The 23,900-nt window shown below is 72.0% G+C and carries 22 protein-coding genes; 10 read left to right on the top strand and 12 right to left on the bottom strand.

Going from position 1 to position 23,900, the window contains the following annotated elements; genetic code table 11:
* The first annotated feature begins 168 nt into the window (after positions 1-168).
* Both ACXN5W_RS19965 and ACXN5W_RS19960 read left to right on the top strand, forming a co-directional pair.
* Entirely contained in the window at positions 169-864 is a 696-nt protein-coding gene (locus ACXN5W_RS19965) for a hypothetical protein (RefSeq protein WP_473159851.1), read from the top strand.
* Between the two features lie 179 nt (positions 865-1,043).
* Entirely contained in the window at positions 1,044-1,667 is a 624-nt protein-coding gene (locus tag ACXN5W_RS19960) for a LysE family translocator (protein ID WP_473159850.1), read from the top strand.
* Positions 1,668-1,725: 58 nt separating this feature from the next.
* Here ACXN5W_RS19960 and ACXN5W_RS19955 read toward each other — a convergent pair whose 3' ends face one another.
* From ACXN5W_RS19955 to ACXN5W_RS19945, 3 genes are read right to left on the bottom strand one after another with little or no spacing between them, the layout of a single operon-like run.
* Complete coding sequence (locus ACXN5W_RS19955; protein ID WP_473159849.1) at positions 1,726-2,691, bottom strand: PLP-dependent cysteine synthase family protein; 966 nt, start codon at positions 2,689-2,691, stop codon at positions 1,726-1,728.
* Positions 2,692-2,699: 8 nt separating this feature from the next.
* Entirely contained in the window at positions 2,700-3,032 is a 333-nt protein-coding gene (locus ACXN5W_RS19950) for a MoaD/ThiS family protein (protein ID WP_473159848.1), read from the bottom strand.
* A 58-nt stretch (positions 3,033-3,090) separates the two neighbouring features.
* Positions 3,091-3,579: a M67 family metallopeptidase gene (locus ACXN5W_RS19945; protein ID WP_473159847.1), complete on the bottom strand. Its 489-nt coding sequence runs from the start codon at positions 3,577-3,579 to the stop codon at positions 3,091-3,093.
* Positions 3,580-3,660: 81 nt separating this feature from the next.
* On the opposite strand from ACXN5W_RS19945, the gene ACXN5W_RS19940 reads away from it, so the two are divergent.
* Positions 3,661-4,521: an aldo/keto reductase gene (locus ACXN5W_RS19940; protein WP_473159846.1), complete on the top strand. Its 861-nt coding sequence runs from the start codon at positions 3,661-3,663 to the stop codon at positions 4,519-4,521.
* A 24-nt stretch (positions 4,522-4,545) separates the two neighbouring features.
* Here ACXN5W_RS19940 and ACXN5W_RS19935 read toward each other — a convergent pair whose 3' ends face one another.
* From ACXN5W_RS19935 to ACXN5W_RS19925, 3 genes are all read right to left on the bottom strand, one after another.
* On the bottom strand, positions 4,546-5,040 hold the full coding sequence (locus ACXN5W_RS19935; RefSeq protein WP_473159878.1) for a DUF2017 domain-containing protein: 495 nt from the start codon (positions 5,038-5,040) through the stop codon (positions 4,546-4,548).
* Positions 5,041-5,146: 106 nt separating this feature from the next.
* Positions 5,147-5,437, bottom strand: a complete 291-nt coding sequence (gene clpS / locus ACXN5W_RS19930) for an ATP-dependent Clp protease adapter ClpS (protein ID WP_473159845.1) — start codon at positions 5,435-5,437, stop codon at positions 5,147-5,149.
* A gap of 91 nt (positions 5,438-5,528) precedes the next feature.
* Entirely contained in the window at positions 5,529-7,031 is a 1,503-nt protein-coding gene (locus ACXN5W_RS19925) for a P-loop NTPase family protein (RefSeq protein WP_473159844.1), read from the bottom strand.
* 340 nt (positions 7,032-7,371) lie between these two features.
* Between ACXN5W_RS19925 and ACXN5W_RS19920 the strand changes: the two genes are divergently transcribed.
* From ACXN5W_RS19920 to ACXN5W_RS19905, 4 genes are all read left to right on the top strand, one after another.
* Positions 7,372-10,215 (top strand): LuxR C-terminal-related transcriptional regulator, encoded by a 2,844-nt coding sequence (locus tag ACXN5W_RS19920; protein WP_473159843.1) that lies wholly within the window; start codon positions 7,372-7,374, stop codon positions 10,213-10,215.
* Positions 10,216-10,373: 158 nt separating this feature from the next.
* Entirely contained in the window at positions 10,374-11,672 is a 1,299-nt protein-coding gene (locus ACXN5W_RS19915; RefSeq protein WP_473159842.1) for a nicotinate phosphoribosyltransferase, read from the top strand.
* Positions 11,669-12,250, top strand: a complete 582-nt coding sequence (locus ACXN5W_RS19910) for an isochorismatase family protein (RefSeq protein WP_473159841.1) — start codon at positions 11,669-11,671, stop codon at positions 12,248-12,250. The genes ACXN5W_RS19915 and ACXN5W_RS19910 overlap by 4 nt, the downstream gene beginning before the upstream one ends.
* A gap of 129 nt (positions 12,251-12,379) precedes the next feature.
* Positions 12,380-13,678 (top strand): MFS transporter, encoded by a 1,299-nt coding sequence (locus tag ACXN5W_RS19905; protein ID WP_473159840.1) that lies wholly within the window; start codon positions 12,380-12,382, stop codon positions 13,676-13,678.
* 239 nt (positions 13,679-13,917) lie between these two features.
* Here the strand turns inward: ACXN5W_RS19905 and ctaD are convergent, their stop codons facing one another.
* Positions 13,918-15,666, bottom strand: coding sequence for an aa3-type cytochrome oxidase subunit I (gene ctaD / locus ACXN5W_RS19900; protein WP_473159839.1), 1,749 nt, complete (start codon positions 15,664-15,666; stop codon positions 13,918-13,920).
* A gap of 133 nt (positions 15,667-15,799) precedes the next feature.
* Positions 15,800-16,906, bottom strand: a complete 1,107-nt coding sequence (locus ACXN5W_RS19895; protein WP_473159838.1) for an FAD-dependent monooxygenase — start codon at positions 16,904-16,906, stop codon at positions 15,800-15,802.
* 300 nt (positions 16,907-17,206) lie between these two features.
* Here ACXN5W_RS19895 and ACXN5W_RS19890 point away from each other — a divergent pair, with 300 nt between their 5' ends.
* Both ACXN5W_RS19890 and ACXN5W_RS19885 read left to right on the top strand, forming a co-directional pair.
* A complete protein-coding gene (locus tag ACXN5W_RS19890; protein ID WP_473159837.1) occupies positions 17,207-18,337 on the top strand; it encodes a glycoside hydrolase family 12 protein in 1,131 nt (376 codons plus the stop codon).
* 347 nt (positions 18,338-18,684) lie between these two features.
* Positions 18,685-19,572 carry a helix-turn-helix domain-containing protein gene (locus tag ACXN5W_RS19885; RefSeq protein ID WP_473159836.1) on the top strand — a complete coding sequence of 296 codons (888 nt, stop codon included), beginning with the start codon at positions 18,685-18,687 and terminating at the stop codon, positions 19,570-19,572.
* Positions 19,573-19,597: 25 nt separating this feature from the next.
* Here the strand turns inward: ACXN5W_RS19885 and ACXN5W_RS19880 are convergent, their stop codons facing one another.
* The 3 genes from ACXN5W_RS19880 to ACXN5W_RS19870 all read right to left on the bottom strand — a co-directional run bounded on the left by ACXN5W_RS19880 (position 19,598) and on the right by ACXN5W_RS19870 (position 22,493).
* Complete coding sequence (locus ACXN5W_RS19880; RefSeq protein WP_473159835.1) at positions 19,598-19,990, bottom strand: cupin domain-containing protein; 393 nt, start codon at positions 19,988-19,990, stop codon at positions 19,598-19,600.
* 423 nt (positions 19,991-20,413) lie between these two features.
* The gene (locus tag ACXN5W_RS19875; RefSeq protein WP_473159834.1) at positions 20,414-20,821 is read right to left on the bottom strand and encodes a hypothetical protein; all 408 of its coding nucleotides are present in this window, start codon (positions 20,819-20,821) and stop codon (positions 20,414-20,416) included.
* A 235-nt stretch (positions 20,822-21,056) separates the two neighbouring features.
* On the bottom strand, positions 21,057-22,493 hold the full coding sequence (locus ACXN5W_RS19870; protein ID WP_473159833.1) for a cellulose binding domain-containing protein: 1,437 nt from the start codon (positions 22,491-22,493) through the stop codon (positions 21,057-21,059).
* 309 nt (positions 22,494-22,802) lie between these two features.
* Between ACXN5W_RS19870 and ACXN5W_RS19865 the strand changes: the two genes are divergently transcribed.
* Positions 22,803-23,450: a peptidoglycan recognition protein family protein gene (locus ACXN5W_RS19865; protein ID WP_473159832.1), complete on the top strand. Its 648-nt coding sequence runs from the start codon at positions 22,803-22,805 to the stop codon at positions 23,448-23,450.
* Between the two features lie 24 nt (positions 23,451-23,474).
* Here the strand turns inward: ACXN5W_RS19865 and ACXN5W_RS19860 are convergent, their stop codons facing one another.
* Positions 23,475-23,654 carry a hypothetical protein gene (locus tag ACXN5W_RS19860; RefSeq protein WP_473159831.1) on the bottom strand — a complete coding sequence of 60 codons (180 nt, stop codon included), beginning with the start codon at positions 23,652-23,654 and terminating at the stop codon, positions 23,475-23,477.
* Positions 23,655-23,900: the final 246 nt, after the last annotated feature.

The raw sequence follows: 23,900 nt of genomic DNA, 5'->3' as shown, positions 1-23,900 counted from the left end.
GAAGCTCTCGACGCAAGAATGGTCTGATCATAGATGTCACCAAGGTGACACCGGACCGATGCAGGTTTCGCCGTTACGCCCCGTTACCGCCACCCGTTTGCATTGCGTGAGGCAGACCGAGCCGGTACCGGCAGGTACCGCCCGGCGGGACCGGCGGAAGGAGCCGTGGTGACGACCGAGCCCCAGGTGACAGCCTCGGACACCGCTCCGGCCACCGCACCCACGCTGCGGACCGCCGTACCGTCCCAACCGGTTCCGGCCGACACCGAGACCGCACCCAGCGTCGACACCGAGACCGCGACCGGCGCCGGGACCGAGACCGAGACCGCGCCGAGCGCCGGGACCGCGCCGGAGGCCGACCCCCCGGCGGGCGCGGGCGCCGCGACCGGTGCCGAACTGGTCCGGACCGAGCCCGACCGGCCCACACGCCGGCAGGGCGGTCCGGGGCCGGGTCCGCCCGACCGTGCCCGGCACCGGGAGGTGGCCCGACAGGTGTCCACCGGGACACCGGTGATCCGGGGCGTTCCACTGCCCCCGCCGCCGCTGCCCGGTGCGCAGCAGCCCTTCCCGGTCCAGCGGGTCGACTCGATCGGAGCCAGCGACCGGATGCTCGGCCTGTGCGGCTGGGCCACCGCGCTGGGGCTGGTCGGCACGGCAACGGCCGGGCGCGGACTGCTGGCCATCCTGGCCGACACCGCCCCGCGATGGTACGAGCCGACGCTGGCCGCCATCGGGCTCGGCAGCATCGGTTGCACGGTGGCGGCGTTCGCCCTGGTCCGCCGGGCCCGGCTGCCGTGGCTGCTGCTCGGCCTGGCCACGGTGCCCCTGCTGGTGAACGTGGGGCTGACCCTCGGCGCCCTGTGAGCAAGGAAGGGCACCTTGTTATCGCTTTTTGTATAGGAAGGGCCCCCTGTCAACGCCGGCACCGCTGGACGCGACGCCGCTTGACGCGACGCCGCTTGACGCGACGCCGCGCCATGCCGCTCGGCGGCCTACCGGCGGGCCACCGGACGCCGGCGTACCGGGCCGCCTAGCATCGAAAGATGTCATGGACCGCATATGGCAGCTTCCTGCTGTTCGCCACTGTCCTGGTGCTGGTGCCGGGACCCGACTTCGCGGTGGTCACCCGCAACACCCTGGCCGCAGGTCGGCCGCGCGGGCTGTGGAGCGCCGTCGGCGTCGCGAGTTCGAACGCCGTGCAGGGTACGGCCGCAGCCGCTGGCCTGGGGGCGGTGATCGTACGGTCCCAACCGCTGTTCCAGGCGATCAAATGGCTCGGCGTGGCCTACCTGATCTTCCTGGCCGGTCAGGCGCTGCGCTCGGCCTGGCGCGGACGTTACGCTCCGCTACCTGAGGGTGGCACCGCCGCCGGGCAGGCGCTGGTGGGTTGGCGGCAGGGTTTCCTGTCCAACATCACCAACCCGAAGGTGTTGGCGTTCTATCTCGCGGTGCTGCCCCAGTTCGTCGGGCACGCCGCTCCGGTCCCGGTGCTGCTGGTCTTCGCCCTCAGCCACGCGGTGCTGTCGCTGCTCTATCTGGTGGCCCTGGTGCTCGCCATGCACCGGACCCGGCGGGTCCTGGCACGCCGGTGGGTACGCCGGACGCTGGACGTCGGCACCGGGGCCGCGCTGCTGGGCTTCGGCGCGCGGCTGGCCAACGAACGCTAGCGGGCCCTTGACGGTGGCGGGCCCTTCTCGTCACTCAGGGTGAGAAGGGCCCGCTCACTCAGGCCCAGAGCTGGCCTTCGAGCGCCTCCTCGGCCTCGGCCAGGCTGCCGCCGTACGCGCCGGTGGAGAGGTACTTCCAGCCACCGTCGCAGACCACGAACGCCACGTCGGCCCGGCGACCCTCCCGGACCGCCTGGTGGGCCACGGCCAGCGCGGCGTGCAGGATCGCCCCGGTCGAGAAGCCGGCGAAGATGCCCTCCACCTCGACCAGCTGCCGGGTACGCAGCACCGCGTCCCGGGTGCCCACGGAGAAGCGCCGGGTCAGCACCGTCGCGTCGTACAGCTCCGGGACGTACCCCTCGTCGATGTTCCGCAGCCCGTAGACCAGCTCGCCGTACCGGGGCTCGGCGGCGATGATCTCGATGCCCTCGACCTTTTCCCGCAGGTAGCGGCCGGTGCCCATCAGGGTGCCGGTGGTGCCGAGGCCGGCCACGAAGTGCGTGATGCTGGGCAGGTCCTCCAGCAGCTCCGGACCGGTGGTCTCGTAGTGGGCCCGGGCGTTCCCCTCGTTGCCGTACTGGTAGAGCATCACCCAGTCCGGATGCTCGGCGGCCACCTGTTTGGCGGTGGCCACCGCCTGGTTGGACCCGCCGGCCGCCGGCGAAAAGATGATCTCCGCCCCGTACATCCGTAGCAGCTGGATCCGCTCGGTGGAGACGTTCTCCGGCATCACGCAGACCAGCCGGTATCCCCGCATCTTGGCCACCATGGCCAGGGAGATGCCGGTGTTGCCGCTGGTCGGTTCGAGAATGGTGGCGCCCGGCCGGAGCCGGCCCTCCCGCTCCGCAGCGCGGACCATGAACAGCGCGGGCCGGTCCTTGACGCTGCCGGTGGGGTTGCGGTCCTCCAGCTTGGCCCAGAGCCGGACCGGAGGCGCGCCGTCGGGCACCACCGGCGAGAGCCGGGGCAACCCCACCAGCGGGGTACCGCCGCAGGCGTCGAGGAGGCTGTCGTACCTCGCCATGACCGGTGTCAGCGGGTGGCGGGTGACCGGTGCCCGAGCATCGCCGCCGCGGCGGCGAAACCGAACGCACCACCGGCCACGGCCGGCAGAATCGTCACGGTGTCACCGTCGGACAACTTGGCGTCGAGCGCGCCGAGGAACCGGACGTCCTCGTCGTTGACGTAGACGTTGACGAACCGGTGCAGGGCGCCGGCGTCGGTCACCAGCCGGTCGCGCAGCCCGGTGTGCCGGGAGTCGAGGTCGGTCAGCAGGTCAGCCAGGCTGTCGCCGGCGCCCTCGACGACCTTGGCACCGCCGGTGTGGCTGCGCAGGATGGTGGGGATGCGAACTTCGATGGCCATGATGGGAATACTCCTCGCGAACTGGATTGACCAGGAACGGATGCCGGACGTGGAAGGGTCAGCGGCCCGAACACTCGTAGTCGACCGTCGCGGGACTCTGCCCGAACATGTAGGACTGCACGGCGTGCTGGTCCACCCCTGGGTCGAGGATCCGGACCGGCTCCTCGGTGACCTGGCCGTCCACGATCCGGTAGGAGCGGATCTCCGCCGTCTCCGGATCCCGGGTGGAGACCAGTAGGTAGTGTGCGCCCGGCTCGCCGGCGAACGAGATGTCCGTCCGCGACGGATACGCCTCGGTCGCGGTGTGCGAGTGGTAGATCACCACGGGTTCCTCGTCCCGGTCGTCCATCTCCCGCCACACCCGCAGGTGCTCCATCGAGTCGAACTCGTAGAAGGTCATCGACCGGGCGGCGTTGTCCATCGGGATGTGCCGGGTGGGCGTGTCGCTGCCGGCCGGACCGGCCACCACCCCGCACGCCTCGTCGGGGTGGTCCCGGCGGGCATGCGCCACGATCGCGTCGAGGATTCCGCGGTCGATGCTCAGCACGGTGCCAGCCTACCGTCTAAGGTGCCGTCCGTAACGTGTGCGAGGTCACCCTGGAACACGAGACGAGGAGGTTGGGCGGCAATGCGCCAGCGCGCCATCGGAAACATCGAGGTAAGTGCCATCGGTCTCGGCGCGATGCAGCTGTCGATCGAGGGCCGCCCGGACGAGGAGCGGGCGCTGCGGACCATCCACGCCGCCCTGGACGCCGGCATCACCCTGATCGACACGGCCGACGCCTACCACCGGTACGCCGACGACGTGGGTCACAACGAGTCCCTGATCGCCCGGGGGCTCGCCAGCTACGCCGGGGACACCTCCGGGGTACTGGTCGCCACCAAGGGCGGCCACCTGCGCCCCGGGGACGGCAGCTGGACGATCGACGGTTCCGCCGAGCATCTGCGGCGGGCCTGCGACGCCTCGCTCAGCCGGCTCGGGGTGGACGCCATCGGGCTCTACCAGCACCACCGACCCGACCCGCGGGTCCCGTACGCGGAGTCGATCGGCGCCCTGCGCGATCTGGTGGACGCGGGCAAGGTCCGGATGGCGGGCATCTCCAACGCCGATCCCGGGCAGATCCGCGAGGCCCGGGAGATCCTCGGCGACCGGCTGGTCTCGGTGCAGAACCAGTACTCGCCGACGTTCCGTACCTCGGAACCCGAGCTGGACCTGTGCGACGAGCTGGACCTGGCCTTCCTGCCCTGGTCGCCGTTCGGCGGCGCCGGCCGGGCCGCCGGGTTGGCCGGCAGCCCGGGAGCCTTCGCCGAGGTGGCCCGGCAGCGCGGGGTCAGCCCGCAGCAGGTCTGCCTGGCCTGGATGCTGGCCAGGTCACCCCGGGTCATCCCGATCCCCGGGGCCAGCCGGCCGGAAACCATCCGGGACTCGGCGGCCGCCGCCGAACTGACGCTCTCCGAGCAGGAGTACGCGACACTCGACGCCGCCTGATCCGCCGGCCAGCCCGGCCTGTGCTCAGTCGAGCATCGCGTTGAGCAGGGACTCCTGGAGGTACCCCAGATAGGCGTAGACGGAGAGTTGGAACACCCGGGACGAGTTCGGGTCGACCATCAGGGCACGGTCGAGTTCCGTGCTCAGGTCGGTGCCGTCGGTGATCTCCAGCCGGACGCCCATCGCCAACCGGGCGTCGTTCAGCGCCCGCAGCCACGCCTCGGCCGCCTCGGCGTCGAGGCGTACCTCCTCCTCGGCGTCGGGCGGCAGCGCCGCGAGGATCGCACCGGCCTGGTCGATCTTTCCGGTCTTGAGGTCACCCTCGGTGTACCGCCGGAATTCATCGGTATCGTCCGGGTCGTCCGGGTAGGCCGCCGGGAAGAGCCGGCCCACCACCGGATCGGAGTGGTCGAAGCCGTCGGTCAGCAGCCCGACCACCTCGCCGGCGACCTTCCGGAGCACCCGGGCCTCGTCCGGGGCGAAGGTCGCGACGTATTGGGCGCCACGGCGCCGGAACATGCTCACTGCGCCACCTCACCACGGATCGGGCCGCTCGTCCCGGTTCCCCGCCACGACCGGAGCCCTTCCCGGGCTCCCACCGGGCCGGACCGGACGCTCCACTCACTCACGAGCGGTCCACCGTCGCCCACAGACCGTACGAGTGCAGCTGCGCGGCGTCGTACTCCATCCGCTCGCGCGCGCCGCTGGACACCACGGCCCGGCCCTTGTTGTGGACATCCAGCATCAGTTTCTCGGCCTTCTCGTGGCTGTAGCCGAACAGCTTCTGCAGAACCCACGTGACGTAGGACATCAGGTTGACCGGATCATCCCAGACGATCGTCACCCAGGGCCGGTCCGAGACCGGCGCGTCGTCGATGTCCGGCGTCTCGACCGGGACAACCTGTGGAGCCGCCATGCCCCCCATGGTGCCACCGCTGTCCGTGGTCCGAGCAGCCGGAGCGCCACCGCCATGGTGCGGCGGACCACACAGGGCGGCGGCCGGCACCTCAGGCAAGCAGCATGCCGTGGTCGATCGACTCGCCGAGTACGGCGGTCAGGGACAGCCGGACCGCCTCGAACCGGCGGGTCACCTCGCGGGCCAGTTCCACCTCGACCTCGCGCAACACCCGCTGTAGCCAGGAACGGGCCTGGCCCGGTCCGGTGTCGCCGGGGCTGCGCCACAGTTGGTAGCAGCCGCCCGAGAGGGCCACCCCGATCGGGGGCAGCAGCCCGTTGTCGGGTTCGGGATAGGCGGCCAGCGCCGCCACGGCCGCCGAGCCGGTGACCGTGGCGACGCCGCCGGTACTGGTGACGAGCAGCACCCGATCCAGATCCCGGGCGAGCCGGTGGTCGGCGAGGCCCCGGCGTACGGCTGCGGTGACCCGCCTCCGCACGCCCTCGTCCGGGACCTCCCCGACCACCGTGCCCAGGATCCCGGCCAGCACTTCGGCCAGGACCGCAGCCTCGTCCCGCACCGTCATCATCGACAGCGCCTCCACCTCGCGGTCCAGCACCTCGGGCAGGCCGGCCGGGCCGACCCCGAAGACGATCTCCTGGACGCACCGCAGGTGGATGTTCGCCAGTTCGATGGCGAGGTGTTGCCGCACCCGATGGGCTCCGGCGCGGAGCCGCCGGTCCAGCCGGTCCGCCCAGTCGGACCCGCCGACGTTCGCGGCGACCGGGACCGGACCGGTGGCGACCGGCGGCGGCGGGCTCTCGCCGGCCCGCGCCAGCGCCTCCTGGTCGGCCCATTCCAGCAGGGCCCGGCGCAGGTACGCGATGTCGCCGGCCTCCGGGCAGACCACGAACCAGGGTGCCTCGGCCAGCGCCGGCACCTCGGCGGCCACCGTCGCGCGCAGCCCTCGTTCGGCCGCCGTCACCGGATCCTCGGCCGGTTCGGCGCCGGGCCGGCGAACCGGCGGTCGCCGGTCGGTGACCTCGGGCAGCACCGCGAAGAAGACGGCGCACCCGGTGTCCGCCGCGCCGGTCAGCACCGCCAGATCCGGTTCGGTCAGCCGACCGGATGTCGGCAGCACGAACAGCAGCGCACCACCGCGCCGGGCGGCGTCCAGCAACACCCGGGTGCCGGCGGTGCCGAGTTGGTCGGTGTCCGGTGTGTCGATCAGCTCGAAGTGCCGCAGCAACGGATCGGGCAGGGTCACCGCCACCCGCCGGGGCGGCCTGGCCGCCACCGGCCCACCGTCGTCGTGGTACCGGTACGGCTGCCGGTGACCGGGGATGTGTCCGAGTCCACCCACCCGGACCCCGTGGCTCGTCACCAGGAAGCCGCCACTCCGGCCCGTGGTCGCGGGCAGTTCGCCGACCAGGGCGGCCGACAGCGCCGACCGGAGGTCACCGAGTGGGCCGGCCAGGACGACGCCGATGCGCTCGTCCGGCCCCGCCTCGACCGCCTTGGCCGCGAGGCGCAGCGGGTCCCCTTCGGGACGGCGCGGCGCCGGCACGACCGCGAGACTCCGCTCGGGAACGGCCCGGGGCCGGGTCGACCGCACACTCGCCTCCCTGAAACTGCGCCGTGGACCGGGCAACCGCTCCGTGGCTCGGACCGGTGCTCCTTCGTGGTCAGCCGCTGCCCGGTTCGGGCAGCCGCCGGGTGGTCGGCCGGCTGCACCGTGGTTCGGACAGCGGCCCGGATCCGGCTCGTCACCGTGGACGGTCGGATGTGGAGCCCCGACCGCGGAGTTCCGCGGCGGGGACCCGGACCACCGAACCGTATGCGCGGACCGGTCGACCGCACGAGCGATCCCGGTACTCAGCGGTAACTGCGGCGCTACTCAACTTCTGAGTAATCAGACCAGCACAGCGCGGAACTTTCGTCGATATGCTGCCGGGGTGGGACCCTGGAGCTTCGTAGGCCGCCGTACCGAACTCGACCGGTTGAGCGCCGCCGCCAGCGGCGTGACAGGGCGGGGCATCTTCTTCAGCGGCACCGCCGGCATCGGCAAGAGTCGGCTGCTGCGCGAGGGGGTCGAGGCGCTGCCCACCGACAAGTACGCGGTGTGGTCGGCGTCGGCCAACATCGCGACCGCCGGCCTGCCGTTCGGGGGCCTGGCGCAGGTGCTACCCACCGACCAGCCGGCCGGGCTCTCCCCCGCCGGCATCCTGCGCTGGGCGGTCGACGCGTTGCACCAGCAGGCCGCCGGCCGGCCGATCGTGCTGGCCATCGACGACGCCCATCTGCTCGACCCGTCGTCGGCGGCCCTGGTCTACCTGATCGCCCGTTCCGAGGACGCCACCGTGCTCGGCACCCTGCGCAACGGCGAGCAGGTGCCGCTGCCGATCAGGGCACTGTGGACGGACGATCTGGTCGAGCACGCCGAGTTGGCCCCGTTCGGCCTCGCCGACACGCAGGCGCTGCTCACCGCCATCCTGGGCGGGCCGGTGGACACCGCCTCCGCGGACCGTTTGCACCGGCTCTCCGCCGGCAACGCCCTGCTGCTGCGCGAACTGGTGATCGCCGCGCAGGGTGGCAACGAACTGACCCAGTCGTACGGGGTCTGGCGCTGGACCGGCCGGCTGGAGCTGGCGCCGAACCTCAACGACCTGATCGACGCCCGCATCGGCCGGCTCGACCGGGGCGTGCAGACCGTGATCGAGTTCGTCGCGCTGGGCGAGCCGATCGGCCTCGAACTGCTCAACCGGGCGACCGACCCGCGGGACGTGGAACTGGCCGAGGAACGCTCGCTGATCACCGTTGTCGAGCACGACCGACGGTTCAACGTCCGGCTCGCCCATCCGCTCTACGGCGAGGTTGTCCGGCAGCGCTGCCCGGTGACCCGTACTCGCCGGTTGAAGGCCCGGCTCGCGGATCTGGTCGAGGCGGCCGGCGCCCGGCGGCGGGACGACCTGCTGCGGGTGGCCGTCTGGCGGCTGGACTCCGGCACCGCACAGGTGCCGTCGCTGCTGCTGGCCGCCGCCGGTCAGGCGTTCGGCCAGTACGACGTACCGCTGGCGGCCCGGTTGGCCCGGGCCGCGATGGAGGCCGACGGCGGATACGACGCCGCCGAACTGCTCGCCACCATCCTGATGTTCAGCGACCAGCCGGAGGAGGCGATCGAGGTCCTCGACGCGGCAACCGCCCTGGTCAACACCGACGAACGGCGGGCGCGGCAGATCACCGTGCGGGGCATGATCTCCTACTGGGTGCTGCGGGACGAGTCCACCGTGGAACGGGTGGCCGCCGCCGCTGCCGGGCTGACCGATCCGGCCGACCAGGCCCGGGTGCGCTCCTTCGAGGCGATCATGCGATTGCACCGGATGGACTACGTCGAGGCGATGCGGATCGGTCGGGCGATCCTGGACCGGCCGGCGGCCACCCTGGCGGCCCGGGACCTGGCCCGGTGCACCGTCGCGCACCTGCAGGCCGCGCAGGGCCACTTCGAGCTGAGCGCTCGGGCGGTGGCCGGCGTGGCGGCCGACGCCGCGCAGTGGCGCGGCGACATGCCGTACCTCCAACTCGCCCTGGAACTGGCCCGGGGCACCGGGCTGCTGCTCGCCGGCGACCTGGCGGGCATCGACGCCATCGCCGCGGACGAGTTCGCCGACCTGGCCGACGCCGGTGACTTCCGGCTCGGCACCGGGTACCTGTCGATCGTGCGGGCCCAGGTGGCCCGGCTGCGCGGCCAGACCGGTGAGGCGCTGCGGACCAGTCTCGGCGCCTGCGCGGTGCTGGCCAACAGCCCCGCGTACACCAGCCTGGCGCAGTCGGAGCGGGCGCAGGCCGCAGCCCTGCGCGGCGACCTGCCACAGGCGGTCGAGGCGATGGCCGAGTCGGACGCGGCGCACATGCCCGGCATGGCCGTGCTCCGGCCCTGGCGGGAGCAGGCCCGCGCGGCCGTCCTGGCCGCCGAGGGTGACCTCGACGGCGCAGCCGAGGTGCTGACTGCCCTGGTGGCCCAGTTGTGGACCGACGGGTTCGCCGGGCACGAGATCCACGCCCTGCACGACCTGGTCCGGCTCGGCCGGGCCGACGCCGAGGTCGGGCCCGCGGACCGGGCCGGCGCCGACGGCGGGCTCGCGGACCGGACCAGCACCGACATCGAACCCGCGGACCGGGCTGGCACCGACGCCGGGCCCGCGGGCCGGGTCGGCGCCGACGGCGGGTCCGGGGGCCGGGTCGGCGCCGACGGCGGGTCCGGGGGCCGGGCCCGGCGGCAACGGGCGACCGTCGCCCGCCGGCTGGCGGCGCTGACCGAGGTCGTGGACGGCTCGCTGCCGTCGCTGCTGGCCCGGCACGCCCGGGCCGTCCTCGACCGGTCCGGGACGGACCTGCTGGGCGTGGCCGACGACTTCGCCGCCGCCGGGCTGAACCTGTTCGCCGCCGAGGCCGCCGCGGCCGGGGTGGCCCGGCTGCGCGAGGAACGGTCGCCGCTGGCGAACCAGGCCAACGTACGCCTGGGTGAGCTGCTGGAACGCTGCGACCTGGTCCGCACCCCCGCCCTGTGGAGCCGGCAGCCGCTGCTCACCGACCGGGAACGGGAAATCGCCGTGCTGGCCGCCGACGGCGTCCCGAGCCGGAGCATCGCCGAACAGCTGTACCTGTCGACCCGGACCGTGGAGAACCACCTCCAGCGGGTGTACGGCAAGCTGGGTGTCGGCGGTCGGGGCGAACTGCCGGCCGCGCTGCGCGCGCTGCCCGACCGGAACGGTCGGTCCGGCCGGACCGACCCGGCGTAGCCGGTGGGTCCCGACCCGGCAGCTCCGCGACCCACCCCGACCGTGCGGGCGGCGGGCGGCGGGCGGCGGGCGGCGGGCGGCGGGCGGCGGGCGGCGGGATCATCCCCCGGGGCCGGCGGGCCGGCGGGACCGTCCGGGGTACGACCTAAGCTGGGGTGGTGATCACACATCGACCCGCGCTGCTGACCGACCGGTACGAGCTGACCATGGTCGCCGCCGCCCTGCGGGACGGCACGGCGGACCGCCGGTGCGTCTTCGAGGTGTTCGCCCGTAAGCTGCCGCCCGGTCGCCGGTACGGCGTGGTGGCGGGTACGGGGCGGTTGCTGGACCTGATCCGCGAGTTCCGGTTCGACGGGTCGGAGGTGGACCACCTCCGCGCGACCGGGGTGGTGGACGACCGCACCGCCGAGTGGCTGGCCGGTTACCGGTTCACCGGCGACATCGACGGGTACGCCGAGGGTGAGCTGTTCTTCCCCGGTTCGCCGATCCTCACCGTGTCCGGCACCTTCGCCGAGGCGGTGGTGCTGGAAACCCTGGTGCTGTCGGTGCTCAACCACGACTGCGCGGTGGCCGCCGCGGCGGCCCGGATGGTGACCGCGGCCCGGGGCCGGCCGCTGATCGAGATGGGTTCCCGACGAGCCCACGAGGAGGCGGCGGTGGCCGCGGCCCGCGCCGCGTACCTGGCCGGCTTCAGCTTCACCTCCAACCTCGCGGCGGGCCAGCGGTACGGCATCCCGACCGCCGGCACCGCCGCGCACGCCTTCACGCTGCTGCACGACGACGAGAAGGCGGCCTTCGCCACCCAGGTCGAGGCGCAGGGCCCCGACACCACGCTGCTGGTCGACACGTACGACATCGCGGAGGGGATCCGGAACGCGATCGCGACGGCCGGCCCGGGGCTGCGGGCGGTCCGGATCGACTCCGGCGACCTCGCGGTGATCGCGCAGCAGTCCCGCGAGCTGCTCGACTCGCTCGGGGCCACCGACACCAAGATCATCGTGTCGGGGGACCTGGACGAGTACGCCATCGCGGCGCTGGCGGCCGAACCGGTCGACTCGTACGGCGCCGGCACCTCCGTGGTGACCGGCTCGGGCGCGCCCACCGCCAGCCTGGTCTACAAACTGGTGGAGGTGGACGGCCGGCCGGTCGTCAAGCGGTCGGAGCACAAGGCCACGGTCGGCGGTCGCAAGGTCGCCATCCGGCGGCACAAACCGACCGGCACCGCCACCGAGGAGATCGTGGTGTCCCAGGGGGTGCCCGAGCACCGGCCCGGCGACCGGATGCTGCAACGGTCGTACGTCATCGGCGGTGAACCGGTCCCGCCGGTCGACCTCACGGCCGCCCGGGACCACCTACGGCAGTGCCTGATCTCGATCCCCTGGGAGGGATTGAAGTTGTCCACCGGTGATCCGGCGATTCCGGTCACCGTGGTACCGGCGGAGGGAGTGGATCGATGAGTCGAGGTCTGATCGTCGTCGACGTCCAGAACGACTTCTGCGAGGGTGGTTCCCTCGCGGTGGCGGGTGGCGCGGCGGTGGCCGCCGCCGTGTCGCGGCTGCTGACCGCCCCGGTGGAGCGGTGGTCGCACGTCGTCGCCACCAAGGACTACCACGTGGACCCGGGCGGCCACTTCGGGGATCCGCCCGACTACCGGACGTCCTGGCCACAGCACTGCGTGGTCGGCACGGCGGGTTCGGAATTCCACCCCGAGCTGGCCACCGGCCGGATCGAGGCGGTGTTCCACAAGGGCGAGTACGCGGCCGCGTACTCGGGCTTCGAGGGGCACACGGCCGAGGGTGAGTCGATGGCCGACTGGCTGCGCGGGCACGGCGTCGACGCGGTGGACGTGGTTGGTATCGCCACCGATCACTGCGTCCGGGCCACCGCGCTGGACGCCGTACGGGCCGGCTTCGACACCACGGTGCTGCTCGACCTGACCGCGGGCGTGGCCGCCGACAGCACCGAGGCGGCGCTGGCCGAACTGGCCGCGGCGGGGGTCACCCTGGACGGGACGCCGCTGGTCGACGCCGGCTGACCGCCCCCTCCGGCACACCCGTCGACCTCTCCCCCGGCTCACCCGCCGACAGCGGGTGAGCTGGGTAACTCCGGCGGTGCCGGTGTCGTACCGGGCGGCGATGATGGCCGGTGGAGGTAACCACAGACCATGACCCTCGCCCCGTACCGTTCCGTCCTCGCGCTGCCCGGGATCCGCCCACTGCTGCTGGTGGCGATGTTCGCCCGGATCCCGGCCACCGCGACCGGTGTCACCCTCACCCTGCACGTCGTGCTCGACATGCACCGGGGCTACGCCGCGGCCGGGCTGGTCGGCACCGCGATGACGGTCGGCGCCGCCATCGGGGCACCACTGCTGGGTCGCCTCGTCGACCGGCGCGGGTTGCGGATCATGCTGCTGGTCACGACGGCGGCCGAGGCGGTGTTCTGGTCCACCGCGCAGGCCATGCCGTACCCGATGCTGCTGGTCACGGCGTTCTTCGGCGGGTTGTGCGGCTTGCCGGTGTTCTCCGTGGTACGCCAGTCCCTGGCCGCGCTCGCCCCCGAGGCGCACCGCCGCCAGGCGTACGCGCTGGATTCGATGTCCGTCGAGCTGTCGTTCATGATCGGACCGGCCCTCGCGGTGCTCCTCGCCACCGCCGGGTCCGCCCGGGTGACCATGCTCGCCGTCGGGGCCGGCGTGGTGGCGTCAGGCATCGCGATGCTGCTGCTCGACCCGCCCGTCCGCACCGCCGGCGAACCGGCCACCACCGAGGTACGGATTCCCCGCCGGAAGTGGTTGACCGGACGGCTGGTCGGGGTGCTGGTGCTGAGCGCGGCCAGCACCCTGGTGCTCGGCGGCACCGACGTGGCCGTGGTGGCCGTGCTGCGGGCCGCCGACCAGGTCGGCTGGACCGGTGCGGTCCTCGCGCTGTGGGCGGTGTTCTCCCTGGTCGGCGGCTTCGCGTACGGCGCCGTCCACCGCTCGCTCCCGCCGGCCCTGCTGACCGGACTGCTCTGCCTGTTCACCATCCCGGTCGGCCTCGGCGGTCACCAGTGGTGGCTGCTGTGCCTCGCCCTGGTCCCCGCCGGCGCACTCTGCGCGCCGACCCTGGCCGCGAGCGCGGACGCCGTGAGCCGGCTGGTGCCATCCCCGGTCCGGGGCGAGGCGATGGGCCTGCACGGTTCCTCGATCACCGTGGGTCTGGCCCTCGGCGCCCCGCTGGCCGGCGTGGTCATCGACGCCGCCGCCCCGGTCTGGGGCTTCGCGGCCACCGGAGCGGTCGGGTTGCTCGCGGTCGCCCTGGCCGCCGTCCCCCTGTCGCGCCGCCGCCTCCGGCCGGCCGCCACGGACCCGGCCAACGCGGACTCACCCACCGCCGACCCGACCACTGCGGACCCGGCCGGGCAAGCCGACCCGCCCACCACCGGCCCAGCCGGGCAGGCCGAGCAGATCGGCACGCCCGCCTGACCCGGCTCCCGACCGAACACCTCGGCCCACCCGACCCGGCTCCCGACCGAACACCTCGGCCCACCCGACCCGGCTCCCCACCGAACACCTCGACCCGCCCGACCCGGCTCCCGGGCCGACCCGAGACGCGACCACGCCAGGCGGGAGCCCGTAAACGGCGAGATCTTGGATTTCTTGTGCCCCTATCAGGGCAACAGAAATCCAAGATCTCGTCAGGGTCAGCGGCGCCGCATGCGGGGTCAGGCGTTGTGGGAGCTTTCCTCGTACCGGGCGCCGCCGTCGGACTCCGAGCTGAGCGGCTTGGCGCCACCCTCGGGGGGTCCGGCGACCGACTGGTGGCCGGCGGCCAGCTCGGGGAACTTCAGGTCGAAGGCCGGCCGCTCGGAGCGGATCCGAGGCATCCGGTCGAAGTTGCGCAGCGGCGGCGGGCAGCTCGTGGCCCACTCCAGCGAGTTGCCGTGGCCCCACGGGTCGTCAACCTCGACCACCGGGCCGGTCTTGTACGACTTCCAGACGTTGTACAGGAACGGCAGGGTGGAGATGCCGGTGATGAACGCGCCGACGGTGGAGATCGTGTTGAGCGTGGTGAACCCGTCCTCCGGCCGGTAGTCGGCGTACCGCCGCGGCATGCCCTCGTTGCCGAGCCAGTGCTGCACCAGGAACGTGGTGTGGAAACCGAGGAAGGTCAACCAGAAGTGGACCTTGCCGAGGCGCTCGTCCAGCATCCGGCCGGTCATCTTCGGGAACCAGAAGTAGATGCCGGCGAACACCGCGAAGACGATCGTGCCGAACAGCACGTAGTGGAAGTGCGCCACCACGAAGTACGAGTCGGAGACGTGGAAGTCCACCGGCGGGCTGGCCAGCAGCACGCCGGTGAGGCCGCCGAAGAGGAACGTGGTGAGGAAGCCGATCGCCCAGAGCATCGGGGTTTCGAAGCTGAGCTGGCCCTTCCACATGGTGCCGATCCAGTTGAAGAACTTCATGCCGGTCGGCACGGCGATCAGGTAGCTGAGGAAGCTGAAGAACGGCAGCAGCACCTGGCCGGTGGCGAACATGTGGTGCGCCCAGACGCTCATCGACAGGGCGGCGATGGCGATGGTCGCGCCGACGAGACCCTTGTAGCCGAACACGGGCTTGCGGGAGAACACCGGGATGACCTCGGTGATGATGCCGAAGAACGGCAGCGCCACGATGTACACCTCGGGGTGGCCGAAGAACCAGAACAGGTGCTGCCACAGCAGCGGCCCGCCGGTTGCCGGGTCGTACACGTGCGCGCCCAGGATGCGGTCGGCGGCCAGCGCGAACAGCGCGGCGGCCAGCAGCGGGAAGACCATGATCACGAGAAGGCTGGTGACCAGGATGTTCCAGGTGAAGATCGGCATCCGGAACATCGTCATGCCGGGTGCGCGCAGGGTCAGGATGGTCGTGATCATGTTGACCGCGCCGAGGATGGTGCCCAGACCCGAGATGGCCAGGCCGACCACCCACATGTTGGCGCCGACCCCGGGGGAGTTGACCACGTCGCTCAGCGGCGTGTACGCGAACCAGCCGAAGTCCGCGGCGCCGCCCGGAGTCAGGAAGCCGGCCACCGCGAGCGAGCCGCCGAAGAGGTAGAGCCAGTAGGCGAAGCTGTTCAGCCGGGGGAACGACACGTCCGGCGCGCCGATCTGCAACGGCGTGACGAAGTTGGCGAAGGCGAACACGATCGGCGTCGCGAAGAACAGCAGCATGATCGTGCCGTGCATGGTGAACAGCTGGTTGTACTGCTCCGGCGACAGGAACTGCAGGCCCGGCCGGGCCAGCTCGGCGCGCATCAGCAGGGCCATGAACCCGCCGATCATGAAGAACGCGAAAGCGGTGACCATGTACATGATCCCGATCTGCTTCGCGTCCGTCGTACGCAGCAGCCGCGTGAGGGCAGATCCCTTGACCTGCTGCCGGACCGGCCAGGGCCGGGTCACGATCGGCTTCGGTGCGACGGTGGTCACGAGTGGCCTCCGGTTCTCGTTCGTCCCACTCGGCACGCTACGGACCTACTGGGCGTACCTCGCAGCGAGGATAGTCCTCCGGGACTGGCCCCGTTTCGCCGGGTGGGCGACGGGTGGGCGACGGGTGACCGGGTCAGGCCGGGTCGAGCAGCAGCCGGTAGTGGGCCTGGAAGATCTGGTCGCCCCTGCCGCGTAGCACCGGGTCGCGCAGCGCCGGTGGCACGTTGCGGGTCCGGTCCCGGTCGTGGGTCCGGTCCCGTACCCACCTCGTCCGGGGTCGCCGGCGGGCCTCGTACGCCCGCAGTGCCTCCTCGACCCCCGGCGCGGATTGCAGCGCGGCGGCCAGCACGACGGCGTCCTCGACGGCCATGGCGGCGCCCTGCGAGAGGGTCGGCGCGGTGGCGTGCGCCGCGTCGCCCACCAGCACGACCCGGCCCTGCGACCAGTGGCCGAGGTCGAGCTCCTCGGTGACCGCCGCCCGCACCTCACCCAGCGCGTCCAGCACGGCCGGCACGGGACCGCCGTAGCCGGCGAACACCTCCCGCAGCCGGGCCGACGGGTCGGCCGGGACCGTGGTGGCGGCCTCGTCGGCATAGCAGTACAGCCGGCCCGCTCCCATCGGGATGATCAGGAAGCCGGCCCGCTGGCCGAGCACCGCGGTCCAGTCCCGGACCACCGGCCCGCCGGTCACCACCGCGCGGTAGCCGACCTGACCGGTGGGCCGCGGCGGTCCGCCGAGGGCCGCGAGAGCGCGGATCAGCGACCGCCGCCCGTCGGCGCCGACCACCAGGTCGTACGCCTGCTTGGTGCCGTCGGTGAAGACGACCGTGACCTCGGTGGGGCCGGGGCACAGCGCGTACACCTCGGCACCGTGCCGGACCGCTCCCCCGACGCCGTCGAGCAGCACCCGGTGCAGTTCGGTACGGGGCAGTGCCCGGCACTGGCCGACCCCGGCCCAGAGCCGGCAGAGATCGACCTCGCAGAGCTGCCCGCCCGAGGCGTCGAGGAAGCGCTGCCGCTCGATGACCCGGCCGAGCCGGCGCAGCGGCAGATCGAGTCCCAGGTCCCGCAGGGCCCGGTCGGCGTTGCCGGGCAGGAAGATGCCCTCCGGGCCGCAGTTCGGGGCGGGGCTGCGCTCCACCACCTCGGGATCGAACCCGGCGAGCCGGAGTGCGCGGGCCGCCGCCAGTCCGGCGATGCCGGCTCCCACGACGAGGACGCGCAGGGTGGACTCGATCATCGCAGCCGACACCTTTCGCGAGGGTCGATACTCGTCGAAGGCAAGAGGCTACTTTATGCGATCGTTCCTGAATAGCGCCGGTTCGGCCGCCCTGAGCCGCGCCCCGACCACCCGTCACGGCGTTCGGCCAGGTCACCACCCCTCGGCCGGCGGGCCGGACAATCCGGCAGGCGATCGAGCCCGGCCGATCGGGTGGCGCAACCAGGGCCAGGCGGTTGCGATCTAGTTTCAAGCATGTAAATGTATGCAAGGGTTGGGAGCGCTCCCAGCTCTTCGGACCTTCTATCTTCCAGGAGCGTCATGAGACGTCCGATTCGCGCCATCCTGGCGGCCGGCCTGCTCGCTGCGGGCGGTCTCGTCGGGATCGTCACCGCCGGCCCGGCATCCGCTGACACCCAGATCTGCGAGCAGTACGGCTCGACCACGGTCGGCGGGCGGTACGTCGTGCAGAACAACCGCTGGGGCACCTCGGCCCAGCAGTGCATCAACGTCACCGGATCCGGCTTCAGCATCTCCAGCCAGCAGGGATCAGCCCCCACCAACGGCGCACCCGTGTCGTACCCGTCGATCTTCCTCGGCTGCCACTACACCAACTGCTCGCCCGGCTCGCCGCTGCCGATGCGGCTGGGCAGCATCGGCAGCGCCAACAGCAGCATCAGCTACAACTACGTGAGCGGGGCCATCTACGACGCCTCGTACGACATCTGGTTGGACCCGTCGCCCAAGAAGGACGGGGTGAACCAGATGGAGGTGATGATCTGGCTCAACCGACAGGGTTCGATCCAGCCGATCGGCTCGGTGGTGGGCAACACCAACCTGGCCGGGCACAGCTGGCAGGTGTGGCGCGGCAGCAACGGCTCCAACAACGTGATCTCGTACGTCGCGTCGTCGCCGATCAGCAGCATGAACTTCAACGTGCTGGACTTCCTGGTCGACGTCCGCAACCGCGGCGCCGTCAACAATGACTGGTACCTGACCAGCATCCAGGCCGGCTTCGAGCCGTGGCAGGGCGGGGTCGGGCTCGCGGTCAACAGCTTCTCGGCCAGCGTCAACGGCGGCACCCCGCCGACCAGCGGGCCCACCAGCGGACCGACCACCCCGCCGCCGGGCAACAGCTCGTGTCGGGTCACGTACAAGGCCAACGCCTGGAACGGCGGCTTCACCGCGGACGTGACGGTCGCGAACACCGGGTCGGGCACCATCAACGGCTGGACGCTGACCTACAACCTGCCCTCCGGCCAGCAGGTCACCAGCGCCTGGAACGCCACGGTGAGCCAGAACGGATCCACGGTGACGGCCCGGAACGTCGGTTACAACGGCACCATCCCGCCGGGTGGCTCGGCGAGCTTCGGCTACCAGGGGAACCTGAACGGCAGCTACTCGTCCCCGGGCAGCTTCTCGCTCAACGGCACCTCCTGCGCCAACGGCTGACCCCGGCAGCGACCGGCGTCGCAGCAGATCGGCGCCTCGCCCGAAAATCACCGGCCGGCCCCACCCGGGGCCGGCCGGTGCCGCCGTCCGCCCATCCCGACACCCGGTCGGGGCGGGCGTCTTCCACAAACCACGGCCGGTGCGAACGGCCACGCTCCACTTCACCGGCGGTACGCGGGCCCGGCGAGGGTGGCCACGATCCACAGTGCTCGGCGTCGGCGAAGCGACCCGGGAGCTTCCGAAATTTTATTGTGGACAATTATCGGCGCAGCCATCCATTGATCGCTGACGAGAAGTGCGGTTACATAGCGAGAGCAATCGGTTACTCACTTCTCGGGGGTGGCGACATGCCGACGGTCACGGATGCCGGCTCCACCGTGCCGCGACGGCAGCTCGGCCGCCGACTGCGACAGTTGCGAGAGGACGCCGGCATCACCGTCAAGGCGGCCGCCGACGCGCTGGAGTGGTCGACGCCCAAGCTGTGGCGCATCGAGGGCGGCATGGTCTCGATGCGTTCCCTCGACGTCGAGGCGATGTGCCGGGTCTACTCCGCGCCCGGTGGGGTGACCGAGGAGCTGATGGCACTGGCCAAGCAGACCCGCACCCGGGGCTGGTGGCACACGTACGCGGACGTGATTCCCAGCTGGTTCGAGTTGTACGTCGGGCTGGAGGCGGCGGCCAACCGGCTGCGCACGTACGCCCCCGAGGTGGTGCCGGGGCTGCTGCGCACCGAGGCGTACGCAGCGGAGGCGTTGCGGGTCACCCAGCCCGCGCTGCCGGACGAGTCCATCCGCCGGATGGTGGCCGTCACCCTGCACCGGCAGGCGGCGCTGACCCGGCGGAACCCACCGCCGCCGAAGCTGGAGGTGGTGCTCAGCGAGTCGGTGCTCCGCCGGTCGTTGCGCGACCGGCCCGCGATGGGCGCCCAGTTGCGGCACATCCTGGAGCTGGCCGAGCGGCGGACCGTGTCGGTGCGGATCGTGCCGCTCGACGCCGGGCTGCACGCGGCAGCCACGGCCGGCGGCACCTTCACGATCCTCACCTTCGCCGCCCGGGACACCGGCGAGGCGGAGCCGCCGACCGTGTACCACGAGGGGTTGACCGCCGCGTCCTACCTGGACAAGGCCGCCGACGTGGAGGCGTACGACACGGCGTGGGCCGGGTTGCGTGGCGCCGCGCTGGACGAGGCGGCGTCCCGGACACTGCTGGCGGACACCGCGAAGACGTACGAGTGAACCGACGGCGAAGACCGGTGTCGGGTCAGGAACTCGGCGGCTCGTCCCGGCCGGCCGCCTCCAGCTCGTCGGCCTCCTCCTTGGTGTGGTGTACGGCCTGGTCGGCGTGCTCGGGCGGACCGTACACGGTGTAGAGGATGACCGGGTTGGGACCGGTGTTGACGAAGTTGTGCCTGTGTCCGGCCGGTACGACCACCAGGTCACCGGCCGCGACCGGGCGCCGTTCGTCGTCGACCCGGGCCTCGGCGGTGCCGCTGACGAAGGTCAGGATCTGGTCGGTGTCCTCGTGGACCTCCTCGCCGATCTCACCGCCCGGCGGGATGGTCATGATGACCAGTTGGGTGTGCTGACCGGTCCACAGCACCCGACGGAAGTCCGGACTCGTCTCCGCCACGGTCGCGATCGTGTAATGCTCCATGACGCCGGTCATACCCCTGCCCACGGCCGGCCACGCCCGCGATCCGGGTTGGTTCGGTGAGGTTTAGACCCACTCGCCCACGGGGACTGTGTGGAACAGGCCGATGCGGGTCACCCGTACCGACCGAGCCAGGTCCCCATCGGTGTACCGCCGGATGGCTGCGTTGGTGGGAGACGGCCAGAGCGCGGCGACGTTTCCCCGGGAAGCGGCGCCGCGCGCTCTGCGTGTGGCAACCGGCACCACCCGCCGGTCACCGGAGCACGGTCGGCACGGCGCCCATCCTCGACCCACCGGTCCCCGACCCGCCAGGCCGCCCGGCTGCGGCCGGCGCGACATCCCGGACACCCGGCGCGACAGCCCGGACACCCGGCGCGGCCCCGCGACGAGGTCGCGGGGCCGCCTTTCCAGGGGTGGAATCAGGAATCAGGACAGCACCGCCAGGTGGAAGGCGCGGTCGGCGGGGGCTCCCGCCTGGTTGTACGTGGCCAGGAAGACCCCGGTGGCCAGACCGGCCCGGCCGACCACGACGGCCGTGCCGTCCAGCGGTACCCCGACGCTGCCGGTGAAGCCCTGCGAGGCGACGAAGGCGGACCGGGTCACGTCGTGGCTGAAGACGATCTGGTACTGGCCGACGGCCAGCCGGGTGGCGGACACGACGCCGAAGCCCCGGGCCAGGGTGCCGTTGGAGTTGACCACTGCCCAGAACACCTGCGCGGTCGGCGGCATGCCGACGCTGGTCGCGGGGACGAGGGTGAGGCTGGCCTCCCCGGCCTCCGCGGCGGTCAGTTCGGGCTGCTCGGCGATTTTCTCGCTCTTGCTGGATTCGGACATGGTGTTACTCCTCGCTGATCCGTCTACGAGAGGTGACGCGGACCGGCTCGTCCACTCAATGAACAATCGGCTACGTCCGCGCTACTCACGGTAATCAACGCAGGTCAGAACGCATAGCTCGAACACCTGTCCAATCATGGACATAGCCCGAGTGGCCGCCGCGTCCCGCCGGTCAGTGCGCGGAGCCCCCGCCCGACGGGCGAGGGCTCCACGACGAGTGGGACGGCGGCCGGGCTCAGCGCAGGACGCAGCTGAGGCCCGACGGCGACTCGGCGGTGCCGTTGAGCAGCATCCCCCAGGTCGTCCGGCCGCCCGGCGGGATCGCAGCGTTGTAGCCGGCGTTGTCCGCCACGATCCGCTGCCCGGACTGGGTCGCCGTCGCGTTCCACGCGCTGGCCAGCCGCTGGCTGCCCGGGAACGTCACCGTGCTGCTCCAGCCGGCGCTGGCCGCCGAGCCGTTGTTCGCGACGGTCACCTCGGCCTGGAAGCCCCCGGACCACGAGCTGACCACCCGGTAGCTCGCCGCACAGGTACCCGCCGGGCCACTGGGGGTCGGGCTCGCGGTCGGGCTCGCGGTCGGGCTCGCGGTCGGACCCACCGTCGCGGTCGGGGTCGGACCCGCGGTCGGGCTCGCCGTCGGGGTCGGGCTCGCCGTCGGTCCGGTGCCGTCCGACGTCGTGTAGGCGACCGGGGTGTACGCCGCCGAGCACCGCCCGCCACAGGAGGAGGGCAGGCTGAACCGGTACTCGCGGCCATTGTTGATCAGGCTGTCGGTGATGTCCCGGACCCGGATCCGGTAGTCGGTGCCGCCCGAGGTGGTGGGGTTGACCAGGAACGCCTGGCCCATGTCGCTGTCCAGCTGCGCGCCCTGCCACGCCCCGTTGGTGAAGTACTCAAGCCCGTGGATGCCGTTGGCCAGGTGTGACACCGCGACGGCGGTCCAGTACGGCTGGGATCCCTGGAGGAAGCCGACCTTGATGTCGCCCGTGTAGTTCGGCGCGGAGATGAAGTTCCACGAGACGTGCCGGTTGTTCCAGTGGGTCGGGTTCACGTCACCGACCGGGGCGCCGTTCTTGACGAACCGGTTCAGCGAGTCGGTGGACAGGTCCAGGTGATAGGGGTCGTCCCGGCACCAGGCGTTGCCGTCGCCGCAGCTGTCGGCCACCACCATGGTCAGCGTCGCGCCGTTGTACTTGTCGGCGACCCAGGAGCCGTTACGGCAGAACGCCTGCCCCGGCGCCCCGTCGTTGGTGCCGGTGCAGTAGTCGCCGATGCTGACCTGGACGAACCGGCCGCAGTTCCGGCCGTTGTCCCACAGGCCGATCTTGTCCGCCTGCGAGGCCGGCAACGGCCGCATCGGGTACGACGAGTAGTCGCCCGGCAGGTTGTACACGTTGAGCGCGACGAAGTCCGGGGCGTCGAGAACGGACTGCGGCAGTCCACAGCCTCCGTACGGCGCGCCGAGGGCGTCGAAGTGGGTGGCGTTGCCGGTCACCGGCGAGGTGGGTGGCGGGACCGTGGCGTCGACCCGGCGGGCCGGAAGCAGCGCGGACACCACGACCACCACGGTCAGCAGGGCCGCCGCGACCAGGAGATAGGACCGACGTCCCGGGCCGGCGAGCAGCGGATGCGGCCGGCGGCGGGCGCCGGCCAGATTCGGGTACGCAGACATGACGTGCCTTCCAGAGCAGGATGAAGCGACAGGGGTGGCAGTGGTGCCCGCGCCACTACCTGGCCATCCGCGCTCGCCTATGGCATCACCACCTCCGGTTCCTGTCAACGGCGGCGATCAGCACACTCCCGACATCGACACTATTGACTGCGATTGGTACGTCAATAAACTTCAATCAACCGATCAGAGCCGTAGGAAGTTTGCGAACCGCCGACCTGCCGCCGGCGTCGTCGAGGCCGGCACGGTGGCCAGGTTCCCGCCGCTGGCGGACGGGACCGGCCCACCCATCCCGTACTCCTGGAGGCCACCATGTCCGTTCCGCTCCCCCGCCGCGCGGTGCTGCGCGGCGCCGCGCTGCTGGCCGGCGCGGCGGCGGTCCCGCTCAGCGCCCGACCCGCGCTCGCGACCGTCAACCAGCCGACCATCGCCAACTGCGCGACCTGGAACGCCCGCCCGCCCTCGTCCGACGTGACGGTTCTGCAGAACCGGCCCAACAAGATCATCATTCATCACACCGCGTTCCCGAACTCCACCGACTACAGCCTGGCGCACGCCTACGCCAACTCCCGCGACATCCAGAACCTGCACATGGACACCAACGGGTGGCTCGACTCGGGTCAGCACTTCACCAACAGCCGTGGCGGTTGGCTCACCGAGGGCCGGCACGGCAGCCTGTACGCGCTGCTGCACGGCCAGACGATGGTGCAGGGCGCGCACTGCGTCGGCCAGAACAACCAGGCGATCGGCATCGAGAACGAGGGCACCTATCTGGACGTGCAGCCACCCGCCGCGCTCTGGAACAGTCTGGTGCTGTTCTGCGCCTTCACCTGCCAGCAGTACGCGATCCCGGCCAGCGAGATCTACGGCCACCTGGATTTCAACTCCACCCAGTGCCCGGGGCTGCTGCACGACCGGCTGCCCGAACTGCGCTCCGCCGTGGCCGCCGCCATCGGCTGAGCCGGACGTCGCGATCCGTCCCGGTCAGCCCTGGGGGATCCACTGTGGCTCGGGGTCCGGTTGGTTCGGCCGGACCTCGGCCTCGGTCGACTCGACCCGGTCCTCGGGTCGGACCCGGGGTGGCAACTCCCCGAACCGTACGTGCCGCAGGAACGCGGCCTCATCGTCGGTGAATCGCTCACGCCCGGCCTGCTCCCCGGTCATGCACCCCACCTCCCAGACGGGCGACCATCCGCCTCCAGGATGGCACGGCCCCGCGGTCGCGGCTCCTGACCGCGCGGCAGGAGGCCGAGGAGCGCGCCTTCCACCTCAATGCCGGCCGGTAGCACCGGCCGTACCGGGGCGGGGGGGGGGGGGGGGGGGGGGGGGGGGGGGGGGGGGGGGGGGGGGGGGGGGGGGGGGGGGGGGGGGGGGGGGGGGGGGGGGGGGGGGGGGGGGGGGGGGGGGGGG

Source organism: Plantactinospora sp. A48, from assembly GCF_055793945.1.
This window is presented reverse-complemented; position numbering and strand designations above follow the sequence as displayed.

Bases quoted from the DNA above. Each gene is read 5' to 3' on its own strand.
- clpS (WP_473159845.1), bottom strand. From the start codon at position 5,437: ATGGCGGCTCCACAGGTTGTCCCGGTCGAGACGCCGGACATCGACGAC.
- ACXN5W_RS19870 (WP_473159833.1), bottom strand. From the start codon at position 22,493: ATGTCTGCGTACCCGAATCTGGCCGGCGCCCGCCGCCGGCCGCATCCG.
- ACXN5W_RS19955 (WP_473159849.1), bottom strand. From the start codon at position 2,691: ATGGCGAGGTACGACAGCCTCCTCGACGCCTGCGGCGGTACCCCGCTG.
- ACXN5W_RS19875 (WP_473159834.1), bottom strand. From the start codon at position 20,821: ATGTCCGAATCCAGCAAGAGCGAGAAAATCGCCGAGCAGCCCGAACTG.
- ACXN5W_RS19895 (WP_473159838.1), bottom strand. From the start codon at position 16,906: ATGATCGAGTCCACCCTGCGCGTCCTCGTCGTGGGAGCCGGCATCGCC.
- ACXN5W_RS19960 (WP_473159850.1), top strand. From the start codon at position 1,044: ATGTCATGGACCGCATATGGCAGCTTCCTGCTGTTCGCCACTGTCCTG.
- ACXN5W_RS19950 (WP_473159848.1), bottom strand. From the start codon at position 3,032: ATGGCCATCGAAGTTCGCATCCCCACCATCCTGCGCAGCCACACCGGC.
- ACXN5W_RS19910 (WP_473159841.1), top strand. From the start codon at position 11,669: ATGAGTCGAGGTCTGATCGTCGTCGACGTCCAGAACGACTTCTGCGAG.
- ACXN5W_RS19885 (WP_473159836.1), top strand. From the start codon at position 18,685: ATGCCGACGGTCACGGATGCCGGCTCCACCGTGCCGCGACGGCAGCTC.
- ACXN5W_RS19865 (WP_473159832.1), top strand. From the start codon at position 22,803: ATGTCCGTTCCGCTCCCCCGCCGCGCGGTGCTGCGCGGCGCCGCGCTG.
- ACXN5W_RS19890 (WP_473159837.1), top strand. From the start codon at position 17,207: ATGAGACGTCCGATTCGCGCCATCCTGGCGGCCGGCCTGCTCGCTGCG.
- ACXN5W_RS19940 (WP_473159846.1), top strand. From the start codon at position 3,661: ATGCGCCAGCGCGCCATCGGAAACATCGAGGTAAGTGCCATCGGTCTC.
- ACXN5W_RS19935 (WP_473159878.1), bottom strand. From the start codon at position 5,040: ATGTTCCGGCGCCGTGGCGCCCAATACGTCGCGACCTTCGCCCCGGAC.
- ACXN5W_RS19880 (WP_473159835.1), bottom strand. From the start codon at position 19,990: ATGGAGCATTACACGATCGCGACCGTGGCGGAGACGAGTCCGGACTTC.
- ACXN5W_RS19860 (WP_473159831.1), bottom strand. From the start codon at position 23,654: ATGACCGGGGAGCAGGCCGGGCGTGAGCGATTCACCGACGATGAGGCC.
- ACXN5W_RS19905 (WP_473159840.1), top strand. From the start codon at position 12,380: ATGACCCTCGCCCCGTACCGTTCCGTCCTCGCGCTGCCCGGGATCCGC.